We start from the raw sequence: 15,517 nt of genomic DNA on the forward strand, positions 1-15,517 counted from the left end.
ATCACAGTGTAAGCAGGCGCTTTTTCAGGGAGGCGCGTTCTTGCGGGTTGCGTCCCTTGTGATTGGCGATGCGATCCGCCGTGGCGGCCTGGCGCTTGACGGGCCAGTAGGAGCGGCCATCCTTGCCCATCGACCAGACGCTGCTGGCCTGGTTTTCCAGCAGGGGCAGATGGGCGCTCAGGGCTTCGGGCGACGCGCTGGTCAGCGCCGTGCGCTCACGGGTGCGCCAGCGCTGATGCCAGAGCTTCTTGTCCTCGCGCTCGCTGCCGCAGGTCGTGTGCCCGACGATGGGTGTTTTGCGGCGGCTGCGGCTCATAACGTAGTGGTCTCCAAGAACATTCAGGACTGATCCCAGGCGTCGATGGTCAAGACCTGATCGGCAGGACAGGCGGCTACGCGGTCGGGAACTGGATGGTGTTCAGTCTCATGCCGACCCCATTCGATTGATCGCGTCGCTTGCGGCACGCTGCGACGCAAGGAGGTTTGCGACCTGGTTTAGCAGCCGTGTCCGCTGCATGTCTGTTACCTATCTCCCCGACCGCTCATTGGACCAACTCCAGAGATTGGGCTCTATCGCTCAGCCAATACGAAACCGGCATTGGCTGATGCCACAACCGAGACTAACACAAATGGCTCGGTACCTGTATTTCGCGCCCCGTGCACTTGGCCCGGTCTTGCCACGGCTATCTCACCTTCCCTGAGGGCACGAACAATCCCATTGCCCTGAAAGTAATCAGCCATTCCCGACAAAACAGTCCACGTGTCTTGGCCGTGAGGATGAATGTGAGCCGCAATTTCCTGCCCGGGATGGACATGCCAAACCACGATAATTGAGTCTCGGGTTTCAAGCACAACGGAACGAATAGGCTCGCCTTCGGACGGCTGAACATACTCGGCTACAGAAAATATTCTCGATTCAACAGTCATCGGAGATCCCTCTTTCACAGTTGTCGTTACGGTCTTCATCGTCGGCATCCTGACGCACGGCGGGCAATTGCTGGAGCAACGCCGGCAGCCATTCCTGTACCGTCTCCCACACCACATCGAGGTTGATGTCGAAATAGCCGTGAGCCATGCGATTACGCATATTGCGCATGCTGCGCCACGGCACGTCGGCATGCGCCTGGGTGAACTCGACGTAGCCATCCATCACCTTTGTGGCCGCCTCGCCGATGACGATCAGGCTCATGATGACGGCCTGCTGGGTGCGCTTGTCGGCCAAGAAGTCGTCCTTGGCCATCCCTTCCACGAAGCTGCGCGCATCGGTTGCGGCCTGCTGAATGTGGTCGAGGTAATCGGGCAGGCGGTTCTCGCTCATATCGGTTGCGCCTCCGCGAGCACCTTGGCCCGGAACTTCGGCGGCAGGTCGCCGGGAGTCAGCAGATCGACGTCAACGCCGAGCAGCGATTTCAGTTCTTCTTCCAAATCGCCCAAGTCCAACAACGTGGCACCGGGCAGCGCATCGACCAACAGGTCGAGGTCGCTGCCATCCCGGTCGGTGCCATGCAGCACCGAGCCGAAGACGCGCGGGTTCGCGGCGCGAAAGCGGCCTACCGCTTCACGCACTGCGCTTCGCTTCATGTCAAGCACAACAGACGGTCGCATGCGCATCCTTTCTTATCGAAACTCGTTGAGATGATATGCAATCAAGAATAGAATTTCAAGAAGAAGGAAACCGCATGCCCCGCCGTTCGATCCTCTCCGCCGCCGAGCGCGAAAGCCTGCTGGCGTTGCCGGACACCAAGGATGAGTTGATCCGTCACTACACGTTCAGCGAAAGCGACCTCTCCATCATCCGGCAGCGGCGCGGCCCGGCCAATCGGCTGGGCTTCGCGGTGCAGCTCTGCTACCTGCGCTTTCCCGGCGTCATCCTTGGCGCTGATGAGCCACCGTTCCCGCCATTGCTGAGACTGGTCGCCAACCAGCTCAAGGTCGGCATCGAAAGCTGGGACGAGTACGGGCAGCGTGAGCAGACCCGACGCGAGCACCTGGTCGAGCTGCAAACGGTGTTCGGCTTCCAGCCGTTCACGATTGGCCACTACCGGCAGGCTGTCCAGTTGCTGACCGAGCTGGCCATGCAAACCGACAAGGGCATCGTGCTGGCCAGAGCCTTGATCGAGCACCTGCGGCGGCAGTCGGTCATTGTGCCCGCCCTCAACGCCGTCGAGCGGGCGAGCGCCGAAGCGATTACCCGCGCCAACCGGCGTCTCTACGACGCCTTGGCTGAGCCGCTGACGGACGTGCATCGCCGTCGCCTCGACGATCTGCTCAAGCGCCGCGACAACGGCAAGACGACGTGGCTGGCCTGGCTGCGGCAATCCCCGGTCAAACCGAACTCGCGGCACATGCTGGAACACATCGAACGCCTCAAGGCGTGGCAGGCGCTCGACCTGCCCTCCGGCATCGAGCGGCTGGTTCACCAGAACCGGCTGCTCAAGATCGCCCGCGAGGGCGGCCAGATGACGCCCGCCGACCTGGCGAAGTTCGAGCCGCAGCGGCGTTACGCGACCCTGGTGGCGCTCGCCATCGAGGGCATGGCCACCGTCACCGACGAAATCATCGACCTGCATGACCGCATCCTGGGCAAGCTGTTCAATGCCGCCAAGAACAAGCATCAGCAGCAGTTCCAGGCATCCGGCAAGGCGATCAATGCCAAGGTGCGGCTGTTCGGGCGCATCGGCCAGGCGCTGATCGAGGCCAAGCAAGCGGGCCGCGATCCGTTCGCCGCCATCGAGGCCGTCATGTCCTGGGATGCTTTCGCCGAGAGCGTCACCGAAGCGCAGCGGCTCGCGCAACCCGAGGACTTCGATTTCCTGCACCGCATCGGCGAGAGCTACGCCACGCTGCGCCGCTACGCGCCGGAATTTCTCGACGTGCTCAAGTTGCGGGCCGCGCCCGCCGCCAAGGACGTACTCGACGCCATCGAGGTGCTGCGCAGCATGAACAGCGACAACGCCCGCAAGGTGCCCACCGACGCGCCGACCGAGTTCATCAAGCCGCGCTGGCAGAAGCTGGTGATGACCGACACCGGCATCGACCGGCGCTACTACGAACTGTGCGCGCTGTCGGAGCTGAAGAACGCGCTGCGCTCCGGCGACATCTGGGTGCAAGGCTCGCGCCAGTTCAAGGACTTCGAGGACTACCTGGTGCCGCCCGCGAAATTCGCCAGCCTCAAGCAGGCCAGCGAATTGCCGCTGGCCGTGGCCACCGATTGCGACCAGTACCTGCATGACCGGCTGACGCTGCTGGAAACGCAGCTCGCCACCGTCAACCGCATGGCGCTGGCCAACGAGCTGCCGGACGCCATCATCACGGAGTCGGGCCTGAAGATCACGCCGCTCGATGCGGCGGTGCCCGATACCGCACAGGCCCTGATCGACCAGACGGCGATGATCCTACCGCACGTCAAGATCACCGAATTGCTGCTGGAGGTAGACGAATGGACGGGCTTCACCCGGCACTTCGCCCACCTGAAGTCAGGCGACCTGGCCAAGGACAAAAACCTGTTGCTGACCACGATCCTCGCCGACGCGATCAACCTGGGCCTGACCAAGATGGCGGAATCGTGCCCCGGCACGACCTACGCCAAGCTGGCCTGGCTGCAAGCCTGGCACATCCGCGACGAAACCTACGGGGCGGCACTGGCCGAGCTGGTCAACGCGCAGTTCCGACATCCCTTCGCCGAGCATTGGGGCGACGGCACCACGTCATCGTCGGACGGCCAGAACTTCCGCACCGGCAGCAAGGCCGAGAGCACCGGCCACATCAATCCGAAATACGGCAGCAGCCCAGGGCGGACGTTCTACACCCATATCTCCGACCAGTACGCGCCGTTCCACACCAAGGTCGTGAACGTCGGCGTGCGCGACTCGACCTACGTGCTCGACGGCCTGCTGTATCACGAATCCGACCTGCGGATCGAGGAGCACTACACCGACACGGCAGGGTTCACGGACCACGTCTTCGCGTTGATGCACCTGCTGGGCTTCCGCTTCGCCCCGCGCATTCGTGACCTGGGCGACACCAAGCTCTACATCCCGAAGGGCGATGCCACCTACGAGGCGTTGAAACCGATGATCGGCGGCACGCTCAACATCAAGCACGTCCGCGCCCATTGGGATGAAATCCTGCGGATGGCCACCTCGATCAAGCAGGGCACGGCGACGGCCTCGCTGATGCTCAGGAAGCTTGGCAGCTACCCGCGCCAGAACGGCCTGGCCGTCGCCCTGCGTGAGCTGGGACGCATCGAGCGCACACTGTTCATCCTGGACTGGCTGCAAAGCGTCGAGCTGCGCCGCCGCGTGCATGCCGGGCTGAACAAAGGCGAGGCGCGCAACGCGCTGGCCCGCGCCGTGTTCTTCAACCGCCTGGGGGAAATCCGCGACCGCAGCTTCGAGCAGCAGCGCTACCGGGCCAGCGGCCTCAACCTGGTGACGGCGGCCATCGTGCTATGGAACACGGTCTATCTGGAGCGGGCCGCGAACGCCTTGCGTGGCCACGGTCAAGCCGTCGATGACGGCCTGTTGCAGTACCTGTCGCCGCTCGGCTGGGAGCACATCAACCTGACCGGCGATTACCTCTGGCGCAGCAGCGCCAAGATCGGCGCGGGCAAGTTCAGGCCGCTACGGCCGCTGCAACCGGCTTAGCGTGCTTTATTTAATGAGATGGTCACTCCCTCCTTCCCGGTATTATGCTGAGGACAGGCTTTCATTCGGAGAACTATCATGGAAAACATTGCGCTCATTGGTATCGATCTGGGTAAAAACTCTTTCCATATTCATTGCCAGGATCGTCGCGGGAAGGCTGTTTACCGTAAAAAATTTACCCGGCCAAAGTTGATCGAATTTTTGGCGACATGCCCCGCTACAACCATCGCAATGGAAGCCTGTGGCGGTTCTCACTTTATGGCACGCAAGTTGGAAGAGTTGGGGCATTCCCCAAAGCTGATATCACCACAATTTGTCCGCCCGTTCGTTAAAAGCAATAAAAACGACTTTGTCGACGCCGAAGCTATTTGTGAAGCAGCATCGCGTCCGTCTATGCGTTTTGTGCAGCCCAGAACGGAATCTCAGCAGGCAATGCGGGCTCTGCATCGTGTCCGTGAATCCCTGGTTCAGGATAAGGTAAAAACAACCAATCAAATGCATGCTTTTCTGCTGGAATTTGGCATTAGCGTTCCCCGAGGAGCTGCCGTTATTAGCCGACTGAGTACCATTCTTGAGGATAATAGTTTGCCTCTTTACCTCAGCCAGTTATTGCTGAAATTACAACAGCATTATCACTATCTTGTTGAGCAGATTAAAGATTTGGAATCCCAGTTGAAACGAAAGTTGGACGAAGATGAGGTTGGACAGCGCTTGCTGAGCATTCCCTGCGTCGGAACACTGACAGCGAGTACTATTTCAACTGAGATTGGCGACGGGAAGCAGTACGCCAGCAGCCGTGACTTTGCGGCGGCAACAGGGCTTGTACCTCGGCAGTACAGCACGGGAGGTAGGACGACATTGCTGGGAATTAGTAAGCGAGGTAATAAAAAGATCCGAACTTTGTTGGTTCAATGTGCCAGGGTATTCATACAAAAACTGGAACACCAGTCTGGCAAATTGGCCGATTGGGTCAGGGATTTACTGTGCCGGAAAAGCAACTTTGTCGTCACTTGTGCTCTGGCAAACAAGCTGGCCAGAATAGCCTGGGCCCTAACGGCACGACAGCAAACTTATGTAGCATAACGGCAGAAATACACCGGTTTAAAGAATTACTGATCTGGTTTTGCGAATACTGATATTGATGATACTAACGGCCCACCGGCCTGTTGAGGAACCTGTAAAACGGAAAGGCTCATTGAAGCCGTATATTTTCTGGAGGTTCATCAGGCGCGGAACTCATCAAGGCGCGGGAATAAAATCCCATTCAGACGCCGGATAGATTCAAGCAAGCCAACTTGTCGTCAAAATCGGTGTTGCAAAAACGGGAGTGACCATAGATTCCGTTTTCTGAGGCGACCCCTATCTGGATAGCAACCTGTTTTAGCTCAGGAGGGAGGTGTTCCAGATTGATATGATTATCACCCGAAATGTCATCATCCGGACTTTCGAAGAGCCAGCCGTAACTCATAAGGTCTCCTGTTCTATTTCACAAATTTCCAGACACCTGACGGTACCCGGTCATACAACTTTCCCATCGTCATCTCCGCCAGCCGGTGATCAACCGCGGCATTGAAATGCTCAAGCTCATCATCTGACAGAGAATATTTATTTTTTTCTATAATCCTTTCCAGGGTTTCCTTCGATGTACAGCGCCGTAGTCGTAAAATCCATTCCTGTTTCGTCATTGGTTTTTTATATCCTTAGGTGTCCCGGTAGTTTCATTTTGGAAGAAGCTTTCCTTTCAGCCAGTTATGAGTGAACCATTTTGCATATATGATGTAACCCACAAAAGTTAAGAGTGCGGACAGACTATATATCCGGAGAACAGGTACCACGTGATGAAAACGTATCATCTGACCGGATTCATCTGCCAGACTCATTAATACATTGCTGTATGTTTCAGTCTGAAAAAACTCGTAGTAAGGTACCATCACAACATGAAGAAAAAATAAATTAAGCAGATACGTCAGAGAAAACGCGTGTTCCTGCCCGTTATAGGGCGCATACTGCGCAAAGGCGAACATCCATCCGGTGAAAAGCAGAAAACACATCGTTAAATACACCACCACCCATATCGCTGTTTTCATCACTGCCCCTCAGTTATATAATTTTTCTGTAACGCAAATTTCTTCAGGCGTTATGGCCCGTGCCGTTCTGCTTCAGATAATCACTGATGCTCAGGCCGGACAAGCGAATTTTATCAGAAATCTCCCTGAACTGCTCCTCCCAGCCGTCCTGCAGCTCCCTGATTGCCGCGATCTGGAAAGCAACACTGAAAGGCGTTCTGCCCAGTTTCTCGGAAAGCCAGAACAGATGCCTGCCAATCTCTTCGTCCGGTACCGAATCGAGCGCATCACTCAGTAAGGTTTTTTCGTCTTCCTGCCAGGGATGACCGGCTCGCGGAAAACGCGGATCAGGCTGGCGGTCTTTTTTCTCCCTTTTTTCCCGTCTGGCAACGGTCGGCGCATCGCCTTTTTTCAAGCCGACGCGCGCTTTCATGGCGCCGATAGCGGCGACGGCCAGTACCAGCGTTTCACGCTCCTGGCGCGTGAGCAGGCTGTCCTCGCAAATCAGGGTGTTCAGGTTATCGATCAGCTTATTCAGCCCGGGTTCAGTGACTTTCATTTTATGCTCATATTCCTTGTGTGGTGGCGATCAGTCCCGGCTCTCATTCACCTGGACGGTGACCGGCAGGCCTGCATCAAAACAGGCCTGATACCAGCTGGCCACCTGCAGGGGATCGCCCTCTTTTATCCGGCGTATGCCGCCGGCATCCGTCAGCTGCAGGCAGGTGGTACCGTCCAGACGGATCACGTAGGCCGCTTCCCTGATCGTGTAATGGCCGTCATCCAGCTGCAGCTCCACCGCGTCACCGGCAGCCGTCTGGCGTAACGGCAGACGCCGGACGTCTGTCAGTCGTTTTCGTGCCGTTTCAGCCTCGCGTGCTTCCTGGAAGAGCGGTTCTGCAGTGCAGCGACCGGCCTCCGTCAGCTCGACGGCCAGCTGCAGGTTCGGGGCGCGCAGGGTGCGCAGCCAGCCCGCGGCTTCCATGCGCCGGCAGGAGGCGCGCAGGTTCGGCCCGTACACCGGGGCGTCCCCGCCCTGCTCCAGCACCCGCTCAATATCCCGCGTCGCCACCGGGCCCGGCCGTTTCGCATCAAGGGCGGCCAGCACAATCAGCACCCGGCGCTGCAGCGGCGACGGACGTCGGGATTTTTCCCGCATCATTGTCCCTCATTCCTCTGGGAAATGAGCGTTTTAAGCCGTTTATAGTCTGCTTCGACCCGTGTTGTGGCCAGGCCAGTGTGTCCACGCAGCGCCAGGAGATACCAGAAGCGGAGGATGTCATGAGCCTTGTTCACTTCCCAGACATAATGGGTGCCATCCCTGCGAAAATCGCATTGCTTTATTTCCTCTTCTGCCATCTGCGTCATCTGCTCATAGCTGAGCGAAAACAACATATCTTCATACATCCTGCACACTCCGTCTGAACATGTCCGGTTTAATCAAAAATCATACTTCGTATAATTTACATCACATTTAGAAAACATCATATCAGATATGATTTTATAATTAATGAAAAATATCACATTCAGTATGATTTTATGTACTTGGCTTGATTATCATATCCTTTGCGCGTTTCCCGCCGTGCAGATCCGAAAATTGTCTTAAGCGGATCCGCACGTCTTCTTTTATGAATGGTAGTCCCCCTATACCGTAATTTTTCTGCCCCTCTGTGCATTACAAGCCGTTGTTTAACATTCTCAATCGTTTATGCTTTGAGGGTCTGTCAGCACAGCGACAGATACATCGTCCAGCCGGGCATTCTGTCCGGGGGACAAAACATCAAAACGATGGAGATTAAGCCTATGGCTTATGTTAATCCTTATATGAAAGGTGGTGGAAAATATGAGTTCAAAATCAGGGGTAAACCCAAACGACGAAGTTAATCAGACTGTTGAAACTTCTCTAAATGCAGGCATGAATGAACAGGACGTGGCATCTCTCGATAAAATCGGGAAGTTACAGGACGAACAGCTCCAGCGGTGCGGAATGACTGTGCCATCAGGAACTGAGGTGTTCCGGCTTCAGCTCGGTAGTCACGGCGGAAGCAGTGTCTTTTTCAATCGTAATGGCGAGGATTGCCGTTACAGTCTTAATGATGGTGAGAATGGCTCTATGTACGTGGCCAAAACTCCCGACACGGCAATGAAGGAAGTTTTTCAGCATAAAACAGGGCTCAGGGAATCAGATCTCGATAATTACATAATGGGTACAGTAGTCATTGAGAAAGATATTCGGGTCCTTCAGGTCAGTAAGCTGATTAAATGCAGTGATTTAAGGTTGAATGATGTAACAACTTCAACACGTGCAGTGACTCATCAACTGGCTGAAAAAGTTCATTCAGCAGGGTTTGATGGAATGGAGTTTCCGTCAAATGTCACCAGTGACCCATGCCTTGTGCTATGGCATGACGATCCGGCCGGAACCGGGATGGCCATAACCCGGAGCCAGACAAGTCTCAGTCAGTTTGAGTATCAGGGTAAGGAAGCGGCAGATATTCTTGTTTATGACCTGGGAATTCCTGTTGAGGAATAATTGATAAAGGGGGGGCAAGCACCCCCTTTCATTAAACGGCGTTCTGTGTGCCATAGTTGCGAGCCAGCCGGCGTAATTCATTCATCACTTTTTCATCCGGATTGCCTTTCAGAACCTCGGCGACGGTAAACGAACGCCCTGCAGGGTTCAGCCCATCCAGGACAGTATTTCTCTGTTCCATAAAGAAAGAATACTTCATTCGGTCACTGAAGCTGCTCAGCATAGTCAGCAGTTCGGCCACACCCCGGAGCACGCCTTTGTCCGAGATCCCTTCCTCATCAGTAAACTGAAACACCGGGTAGTAAAACTCACCGTCAATATCAAGAGCAAGTAACTGATCGGTATCTTTCCAGGTTTTAACTGTGGGTTTACTCTTGCCCACCATTTCTGCAGCTTTAGCTGAGGTGTAAACCCCGCCGTCATTTTCCAGTCTCTGAAGGAAAAGGGCCTTACTGTGTAAACGTCGCTGCTGACGTTTTTTTTCAGGCGTCAGGCTGTTAACTGCGCGATTTTCAAGTAACTTCAGGATGACATCCATGGTAAAAACCGCATCGGTATTCCCCATACTTTCAGGAGCAATCGGTGTTTTACCTGACCGAACTTCCTCTACCAGATCCTGAAAAAAATTCTCAAGACGCTCTGCAGCAATGCTGTTGTCCAAAAAATTATGCATAGTGGAGGAACGATCATTACCGTTTCGTTTTTGAGTTGATGTGTTCATAAAACCTCCTTTTCGATTTCATGCTTTATAGACTACGTTAAATCGTTAAGTTGTGCAAGTTTTGTTCTCACCCCACCTTTTATAGTTTTTAACTATTGATTATTGAATTTTCTTCGGTATTAATTATTTCGTCATTTGAGATCCGAAAAAAGGTTGTTCCGGATCTTCCTGAATCCCACCGGCGCGCTGCGGCCCAACAACACAAGATGTAGCGGCTCTTTCAGCTGTTATTGCTACCAGATGTTGTGTTATGACCCTTCCCTGTGACCCGGCGCGCAGGGGCAGAAATGACCGCTTTGCTTATTCCCTCACCGTGGTACACTTCCGGAAAGTCGTGAATAGATAAAAAATCGGATCATCAGAAAACAGCCATCCGGTAATTTAATGGTGTGGTTATATGTCTGCTTATTATCACTTGAGTGATGTTTCAGGTGAGGGATTGCATCCGGCGTTACCATCACCTTTGTGAGTGATGCGAGAAAATTCTTAAGCGGTGTCGGGAAAATTCTGAATGCGTCCAGGACTGTCACACCAGGTGATAATCCCGGTATCAATTAACACAGAAATGTCCGGGCGAAGATGACATCCTGCGGAAAAGATGCCTCAGCAAAATATTATGCCGGCGAGTGTGATTACTCTGAGTGACTATAAGGAAGGTTCAATTTGACATTGAAAGACATGTATCTGCTTCTACATACAACTTATGGTCATAACGATTTATGGTTGATGCTGCTTAGCCCAGCCGAGGGAGGGCGTTCTACCTTTCTGGATGGCAGTTATGTTGCTTCTCAGGGACGAATTTTGTGTAGGTATTCTCAGGGACGATGGATTCATCTTGTAAAGACTGACTTTCGTTATTTTGATCCCTTCGAGGATCGGGCCACTCAATCTCCGGGCGGACTCAAGTTGTCTCTGCAGTACGCTATCGCGCTAACAAATCCGTTATGAGTGAGATACTTTCCAGTTTATAGCGGGATTTCTCGATAAGGAACAAACATGGCTGACTGGTTTGTCGCAGACAGTCAAATATCTTTCTGAAGTGTTTCAGGGGGCAGTAATGGAAAATATGATGAAAACTATGCGTGAGTATTTCCCCACGCGAACAGTGGTGTTCGAACAGTCTCTGGATATGTTTGGTCTCACCCGGGGTGAGGACGGGAAACTCATATTTCCCCGTCATTCTGATAACCGTTTCCCGATCGGGCGTATCCGCAAGCGTCTGTCATCTTATGGCTGGCGCGGAGAGCGTCTGAATCAGGAAGTGGCGCGTATTGTCGCAGGCCCTGATATTCTTCCTGAAAGAAATGACTACAGCATAATTTTTCCTTACGGATGGGAACGAAACCAGCTAACCCCAGAGATGCGGAGAATGTTTCCCCGGAGGACTGGTCGCCGCGTGCTGCTTATGCTGGATGAGTTCCATTATATTCATGACGCCCGGGAACGTCAGACGTTTGCACCAGAAAGTGATGAAGCACCCGAGGTATCATGAATTACCCTTCTCTTCCCGGACAGGCCTACGCCCCGGAAAAAGTGCACCTGCCTGTGGCCATCGATTACCCGGCTGCGCTGGCTCTGCGTCAGATGGCGATCGTCCAGGATGAACTGCCGAAATATCTGCTGGCCCCGGAAGTGAGCGCCCTGCTGCATTATGTTCCCGATCTGCACCGTAAGATGCTGCTGGCTACTTTGTGGAATACCGGCGCACGGATCAATGAAGCGCTGGCCCTGACTCGGTCAGATTTTTCGCTGGCGCCGCCCTACCCGTTTGTGCAACTGGCCACCCTCAAACAGCGGGCGGAAAAAGCGGCAAGAACGGCCGGCAGAACACCTGCCGGCAGTCAGGCACATCGTCTGGTGCCGCTGTCAGATAAACAGTACGTCAGTCAGCTGGAGATGATGGTTGCCACACTGAAAATCCCGCTCGAGCGCCGCAATAAACGTACCGGCAGAATGGAGAAGGCACGTATCTGGGAAATCACCGACCGTACAGTGCGTACCTGGCTGAATGAAGCGGTTGAATCCGCTGCGGCCGACGGTGTGACATTCTCGGTCCCGGTGTCGCCACATACTTTCCGGCATTCCTATGCCATGCATATGCTGTACAACGGTATTCCGCTGAAGGTGCTGCAAAGTCTGATGGGCCACAAGAGCATTAGTTCGACGGAGGTCTATACGAAAGTGTTTGCGCTCGATGTTGCTGCGCGGCACCGGGTACAATTCCAGATGCCAGAGGCTGATGCAGTGGCCATGTTGAAAGGGAATATTTAAGTACTTAGGAGAATGATGCTGGCGAACGTCCTGCTCGCCGGTGAGGTCTGTCAGAAGTTATCTGGACCAGATGACGGGAATATCTGCTCTGTATTCCTCATACTGCTCATAGATCGCATGCTGAAGCATCGTAATACGTTCTGATGATCTTGCCCCTCCATTTCCGGACAGCTTTTGTATCTTAAGTTAACGATGCCCGCTGCCGCCGATATTCCCTCGGAGAGTGGTATCCCAGCGCACTATGCGGGTGGTTTTCATTATAGTGATTGAACGCCGCTGCAAGGCTCTGTAGCGCTGTTCTCACATCCGGTTTGGGCATGAACGCGATGTAATCTTCCTTCATCGTTTTCACGAACCGTTCAGCCATGCCATTGCTCTGTGGGCTGCTCACCGCTGTTGTGCAGGGCTCCAGTCCTACCATTCTGGCGAACTGACGCGTCTGATAAGAACGGTAGGCTGAACCGTTGTCTGTCAGCCACTCAACTGGGGATGTCGGCAGGCTGTTACCGAAGCGACGCTCCACGGCACCCAGCATGACGTCCTGCACGGTTTCACTGTCATATCCACCGGTACTTGCCGCCCAGTGAAGTGCCTCGCGATCGCAACAGTCCAGAGCGAACGTGACCCGCAGTTTTTCACCGTTATCACAGCTGAACTCGAAGCCGTCGGAGCACCACCGCTGGTTACTTTCTCCAACGGCCACTTTCCCTCTATGCGCCCGCTTCGAGGGCGGTATTGCCGGTTTACGCTCAAGCAGCAGCGCATTCTGACGCATGATGCGGTATACGCGTTTGGCATTGATCACCGCCATGTCGTCAGTTTCTGATTGTCTGCGCAGCAGTGCCCATACACGACGATAACCATAGGTGGGCAGATCGTCGATAACGGTATGGATACGAGCCAGCGCTTCAGTATCATCAGGCTTGCGCTTGCACCGACGATCCTGCCAGCCCTTCGACCGACGGGCCATGGCATGCAGTTGCGCACGTGAGACCCGGAGGCAACGACTGACAAGGCTTATTCGCCATCCTCCGGCAACAAGGGCACGTGCGCTATCCACTTTTTTTGTCGGCCATATTCAACGGCTTCTTTCAGCAGCTCGTTTTCCATGGTTTTTTTGCCCAGCAAGCGCTGTAACTCTTTAATTTGCTTCATTGCAGATGCCAGCTCCGACGCGGGTACAACCTGTTCACCCGCGGCAACCGCAGTGAGACTGCCTTCCTGATATTGCTTACGCCACAGGAACAGCTGACTGGCAGCAACGCCATGCTGACGGGCGACCAGCGACACGGTCATTCCGGGCTCAAAGCTCTGCTGAACAATGGCGATTTTTTCCTGAACGCTGCGCCGTCTGCGCTTCTCTGGACCTAGAACATCAATCATTCGGACTCCAACGACTAGTCTAAAACTAGTATTAAGACTATCACTAATTTAAGTGATACCAACTGTCTGGAGATTCATGGGGCCAGTCTACTGGCCAAAGGCCAGCCCGCATGGATTTATCGCTTTTGCCAGTAGATCAGCATGGCAAGGAACAGGATTTTTGCCCCCAAAGAATCGGGAGAAGCGGTCAGGAAAGTTTCTAGCACGACATTATCGTAAAACTCCGCATTATTAATTTCAGGTGTGTGACTTAGGGGCCTTACTCCCCCTTTTACAGCAAGTAGTGTTCTGTCACCACGGGAGCCAGGGTTAATAAAAACGATTCGAATATGTCTGCAGGGACGATAGAAATCTTCGTGCGGGTTGTCTCGCTGTAGCGGGCTTTGGAGAGCGACTCGGGGGAGGAGGAGTATCTTCCGCCCACGGATATGATCGAGCCAGCAGTGCTCGCCGCAGCCGAGCGACAGGGCGAAGCCCCGAGTGAGCGAGGAAGCACCATGGAACAAAACTTATAAATTCTGCTTACGCTAAATGCCTGAAAAATCACCTCTCTCTCGGGGTTATCCACTTATCCACGGGCATATTTTTATAAAGTACTTTTTTATTCTTTTTCTATATTTTACACCTTTTAGGGAGCCTGAAAGCCGCGTACAGTGCGGCCTGAGAGGGGGCCTGTATGGGCAACTGGTAAACATAATATGGGAAATTAATCACGTATCAGTGGGTTTTGTGTCAACAAGCTATGGGATACGCATCAACAAGCTATGGGAAAGAGGTCAAGTTCAGTTCTCAATTATCCACTTGTGGATAAAGTGCAGATTTTTCCGGTGGATAACTATCGCGATAGCTTGCAATTTCTGTTTTCACTGTCATTATGGGTGGGTAAAAATTTACCCATAGGCATTGAAATGGATACTCAAGCACTCTTGCCAGCTACTAAAACGTTTAAAAAACGCGCCAGTATAAAGCAATCTAACGAATTGACCGAAGCTGCATATTACCTGCCTCTTCAGGCAAAACGTGTGCTGTGGTTATGCCTCATGCAGGCCTATTTTAATGACAACCAGGAAGATGACTCTGACGTATTGCCGCTCTTCAAAATCAGCGTTTCCGATTACGTCAAATACTTCAATGTCGCTACGTCTGTCGCCAGTCGTGATGTGAAGGCTGGGGTAAATGCTCTGGGCGAATCAACGGTTACCTTTTATCCAAAAGAAGGTGAGTTTGAAGAAGTTAAACGTCCGTGGCTGGCTGAAGCAGGAATGAAGCGAGGTCGGGGTTCCTGGCAGATTGAATTTAACTACAAGGTCATGCCATTCCTTGTCGGCTTAACCTCCCAGTTCACTACCTATTCTCTCTATGACTGTGGCCAGCTTAATAGTGTTCGTGTCATCCGGCTTTATGAAAGCCTGTGTCAGTTCCGGAGCACTGGTGTCTGGATCACCACACATGACTGGTTATGTGAAAGGTTTATGCTCCCTGCCTCGCAGAAAAACAATATTGCTGAAATGAAGCGTACCTTCCTGGAACCTGCTCTGAAGAAAATTAATGAGAAGACGCCATTAAAGGTAACATATACCACTGAAGAAGATGGTCGCTTGCTGTTTAATTTTCTTGATAAAAAACAATAGCCTGTATTTTTTATTTCCTCCCCCCTCAGTTTGTTGCTGACATATGGGGGGATACTAAAATTGCTGTATTTCCCATAGTGCTTGCCTAACTTGACCTGTTTCCCGCAATCCGGCCGTCCGCGGAGTTGACCTGTTTCCCACAGTCCCGGACGTCTGCAAAGTTGACCTGTTTCCCACAGTCCGGGCCGTCCGCGGAGTTGACCTGTTTCCCACAGTCCCGGTCGTCTGCAAAGTTGACCTGTTTCCCACAGTCCGGGCCGTCCGCG

At 53.6% G+C, this 15,517-nt stretch carries 18 protein-coding genes and 3 pseudogenes; 6 read left to right on the forward strand and 15 right to left on the reverse strand.

Annotated elements, in window-relative coordinates:
- Position 1: 1 nt before the first annotated feature.
- From SK39_RS24670 to SK39_RS24685, 4 genes are all read right to left on the reverse strand, one after another.
- Positions 2–316, reverse strand: a complete 315-nt coding sequence (locus SK39_RS24670; RefSeq protein ID WP_000091613.1) for a hypothetical protein — start codon at positions 314–316, stop codon at positions 2–4.
- A 254-nt stretch (positions 317–570) separates the two neighbouring features.
- Complete coding sequence (locus tag SK39_RS24675; protein WP_000215515.1) at positions 571–927, reverse strand: cupin domain-containing protein; 357 nt, start codon at positions 925–927, stop codon at positions 571–573.
- Entirely contained in the window at positions 917–1,318 is a 402-nt protein-coding gene (locus tag SK39_RS24680; RefSeq protein ID WP_001293886.1) for a HepT-like ribonuclease domain-containing protein, read from the reverse strand. Before SK39_RS24680 ends, SK39_RS24675 begins: the two co-directional genes overlap by 11 nt.
- Positions 1,315–1,581: a nucleotidyltransferase family protein gene (locus SK39_RS24685; protein ID WP_016487057.1), complete on the reverse strand. Its 267-nt coding sequence runs from the start codon at positions 1,579–1,581 to the stop codon at positions 1,315–1,317. Before SK39_RS24685 ends, SK39_RS24680 begins: the two co-directional genes overlap by 4 nt.
- Before the next feature lie 98 nt (positions 1,582–1,679).
- Between SK39_RS24685 and SK39_RS24690 the strand changes: the two genes are divergently transcribed.
- Positions 1,680–4,646 (forward strand): Tn3-like element ISPa38 family transposase, encoded by a 2,967-nt coding sequence (locus SK39_RS24690; RefSeq protein ID WP_003100881.1) that lies wholly within the window; start codon positions 1,680–1,682, stop codon positions 4,644–4,646.
- A gap of 78 nt (positions 4,647–4,724) precedes the next feature.
- The gene (locus SK39_RS24695) at positions 4,725–5,729 is read left to right on the forward strand and encodes an IS110-like element IS4321 family transposase (RefSeq protein WP_000427623.1); all 1,005 of its coding nucleotides are present in this window, start codon (positions 4,725–4,727) and stop codon (positions 5,727–5,729) included.
- A 181-nt stretch (positions 5,730–5,910) separates the two neighbouring features.
- On the opposite strand, the gene SK39_RS24700 is transcribed toward SK39_RS24695, so the two are convergent.
- The 6 genes from SK39_RS24700 to SK39_RS24725 are packed head-to-tail and all read right to left on the reverse strand — an operon-like array spanning position 5,911 to position 8,119.
- A complete protein-coding gene (locus SK39_RS24700) occupies positions 5,911–6,114 on the reverse strand; it encodes a hypothetical protein (protein ID WP_004197809.1) in 204 nt (67 codons plus the stop codon).
- A gap of 13 nt (positions 6,115–6,127) precedes the next feature.
- Positions 6,128–6,331: an HHA domain-containing protein gene (locus SK39_RS24705; RefSeq protein WP_004197808.1), complete on the reverse strand. Its 204-nt coding sequence runs from the start codon at positions 6,329–6,331 to the stop codon at positions 6,128–6,130.
- Between the two features lie 33 nt (positions 6,332–6,364).
- The gene (locus tag SK39_RS24710) at positions 6,365–6,733 is read right to left on the reverse strand and encodes a hypothetical protein (protein ID WP_004197807.1); all 369 of its coding nucleotides are present in this window, start codon (positions 6,731–6,733) and stop codon (positions 6,365–6,367) included.
- A 43-nt stretch (positions 6,734–6,776) separates the two neighbouring features.
- A complete protein-coding gene (locus SK39_RS24715; RefSeq protein ID WP_020805591.1) occupies positions 6,777–7,271 on the reverse strand; it encodes a hypothetical protein in 495 nt (164 codons plus the stop codon).
- A gap of 30 nt (positions 7,272–7,301) precedes the next feature.
- Positions 7,302–7,874, reverse strand: a complete 573-nt coding sequence (locus SK39_RS24720) for a hypothetical protein (RefSeq protein WP_020805590.1) — start codon at positions 7,872–7,874, stop codon at positions 7,302–7,304.
- Positions 7,871–8,119 (reverse strand): hypothetical protein, encoded by a 249-nt coding sequence (locus tag SK39_RS24725; protein WP_000272716.1) that lies wholly within the window; start codon positions 8,117–8,119, stop codon positions 7,871–7,873. The genes SK39_RS24720 and SK39_RS24725 overlap by 4 nt, the downstream gene beginning before the upstream one ends.
- 436 nt (positions 8,120–8,555) lie before the next feature.
- Here SK39_RS24725 and SK39_RS24730 point away from each other — a divergent pair, with 436 nt between their 5' ends.
- Complete coding sequence (locus SK39_RS24730) at positions 8,556–9,245, forward strand: RES family NAD+ phosphorylase (RefSeq protein WP_020315560.1); 690 nt, start codon at positions 8,556–8,558, stop codon at positions 9,243–9,245.
- 31 nt (positions 9,246–9,276) lie between these two features.
- On the opposite strand, the gene SK39_RS24735 is transcribed toward SK39_RS24730, so the two are convergent.
- Entirely contained in the window at positions 9,277–9,966 is a 690-nt protein-coding gene (locus tag SK39_RS24735) for a hypothetical protein (RefSeq protein ID WP_004193995.1), read from the reverse strand.
- Between the two features lie 1,000 nt (positions 9,967–10,966).
- On the opposite strand from SK39_RS24735, the gene SK39_RS24740 reads away from it, so the two are divergent.
- Together SK39_RS24740 and SK39_RS24745 are read left to right on the forward strand one after the other, a co-directional pair.
- Positions 10,967–11,458 (forward strand): hypothetical protein, encoded by a 492-nt coding sequence (locus tag SK39_RS24740; RefSeq protein WP_369707180.1) that lies wholly within the window; start codon positions 10,967–10,969, stop codon positions 11,456–11,458.
- Positions 11,455–12,237 (forward strand): site-specific integrase, encoded by a 783-nt coding sequence (locus SK39_RS24745; protein ID WP_048217591.1) that lies wholly within the window; start codon positions 11,455–11,457, stop codon positions 12,235–12,237. Before SK39_RS24740 ends, SK39_RS24745 begins: the two co-directional genes overlap by 4 nt.
- A 57-nt stretch (positions 12,238–12,294) precedes the next feature.
- Here the strand turns inward: SK39_RS24745 and SK39_RS27695 are convergent.
- From SK39_RS27695 to SK39_RS27460, 3 genes and pseudogenes are all read right to left on the reverse strand, one after another.
- Positions 12,295–12,387, reverse strand: a pseudogene (locus SK39_RS27695) (hypothetical protein); the annotation flags it as partial.
- 31 nt (positions 12,388–12,418) lie between these two features.
- Positions 12,419–13,620, reverse strand: a protein-coding gene (locus tag SK39_RS24750; RefSeq protein WP_156182984.1) for an IS3 family transposase whose coding sequence is annotated in 2 segments (ribosomal slippage) — positions 12,419–13,305 and positions 13,305–13,620 — 1,203 coding nt in all. Because the reading frame shifts where the segments join, the coding sequence is not laid out codon by codon here.
- Positions 13,621–13,736: 116 nt separating this feature from the next.
- Positions 13,737–13,849 (reverse strand): annotated as a pseudogene (locus tag SK39_RS27460) (hypothetical protein).
- Between the two features lie 535 nt (positions 13,850–14,384).
- Between SK39_RS27460 and SK39_RS24760 the strand changes: the two are divergent.
- Complete coding sequence (locus SK39_RS24760) at positions 14,385–15,251, forward strand: replication initiation protein (RefSeq protein ID WP_023302476.1); 867 nt, start codon at positions 14,385–14,387, stop codon at positions 15,249–15,251.
- A gap of 85 nt (positions 15,252–15,336) precedes the next feature.
- Here the strand turns inward: SK39_RS24760 and SK39_RS27700 are convergent.
- Positions 15,337–15,517, reverse strand: a pseudogene (locus SK39_RS27700) (hypothetical protein); the annotation flags it as partial.

Source organism: Citrobacter sp. BIDMC107, from assembly GCF_001037575.1.
In the GTDB taxonomy this organism is placed as follows: domain Bacteria; phylum Pseudomonadota; class Gammaproteobacteria; order Enterobacterales; family Enterobacteriaceae; genus Citrobacter; species Citrobacter freundii.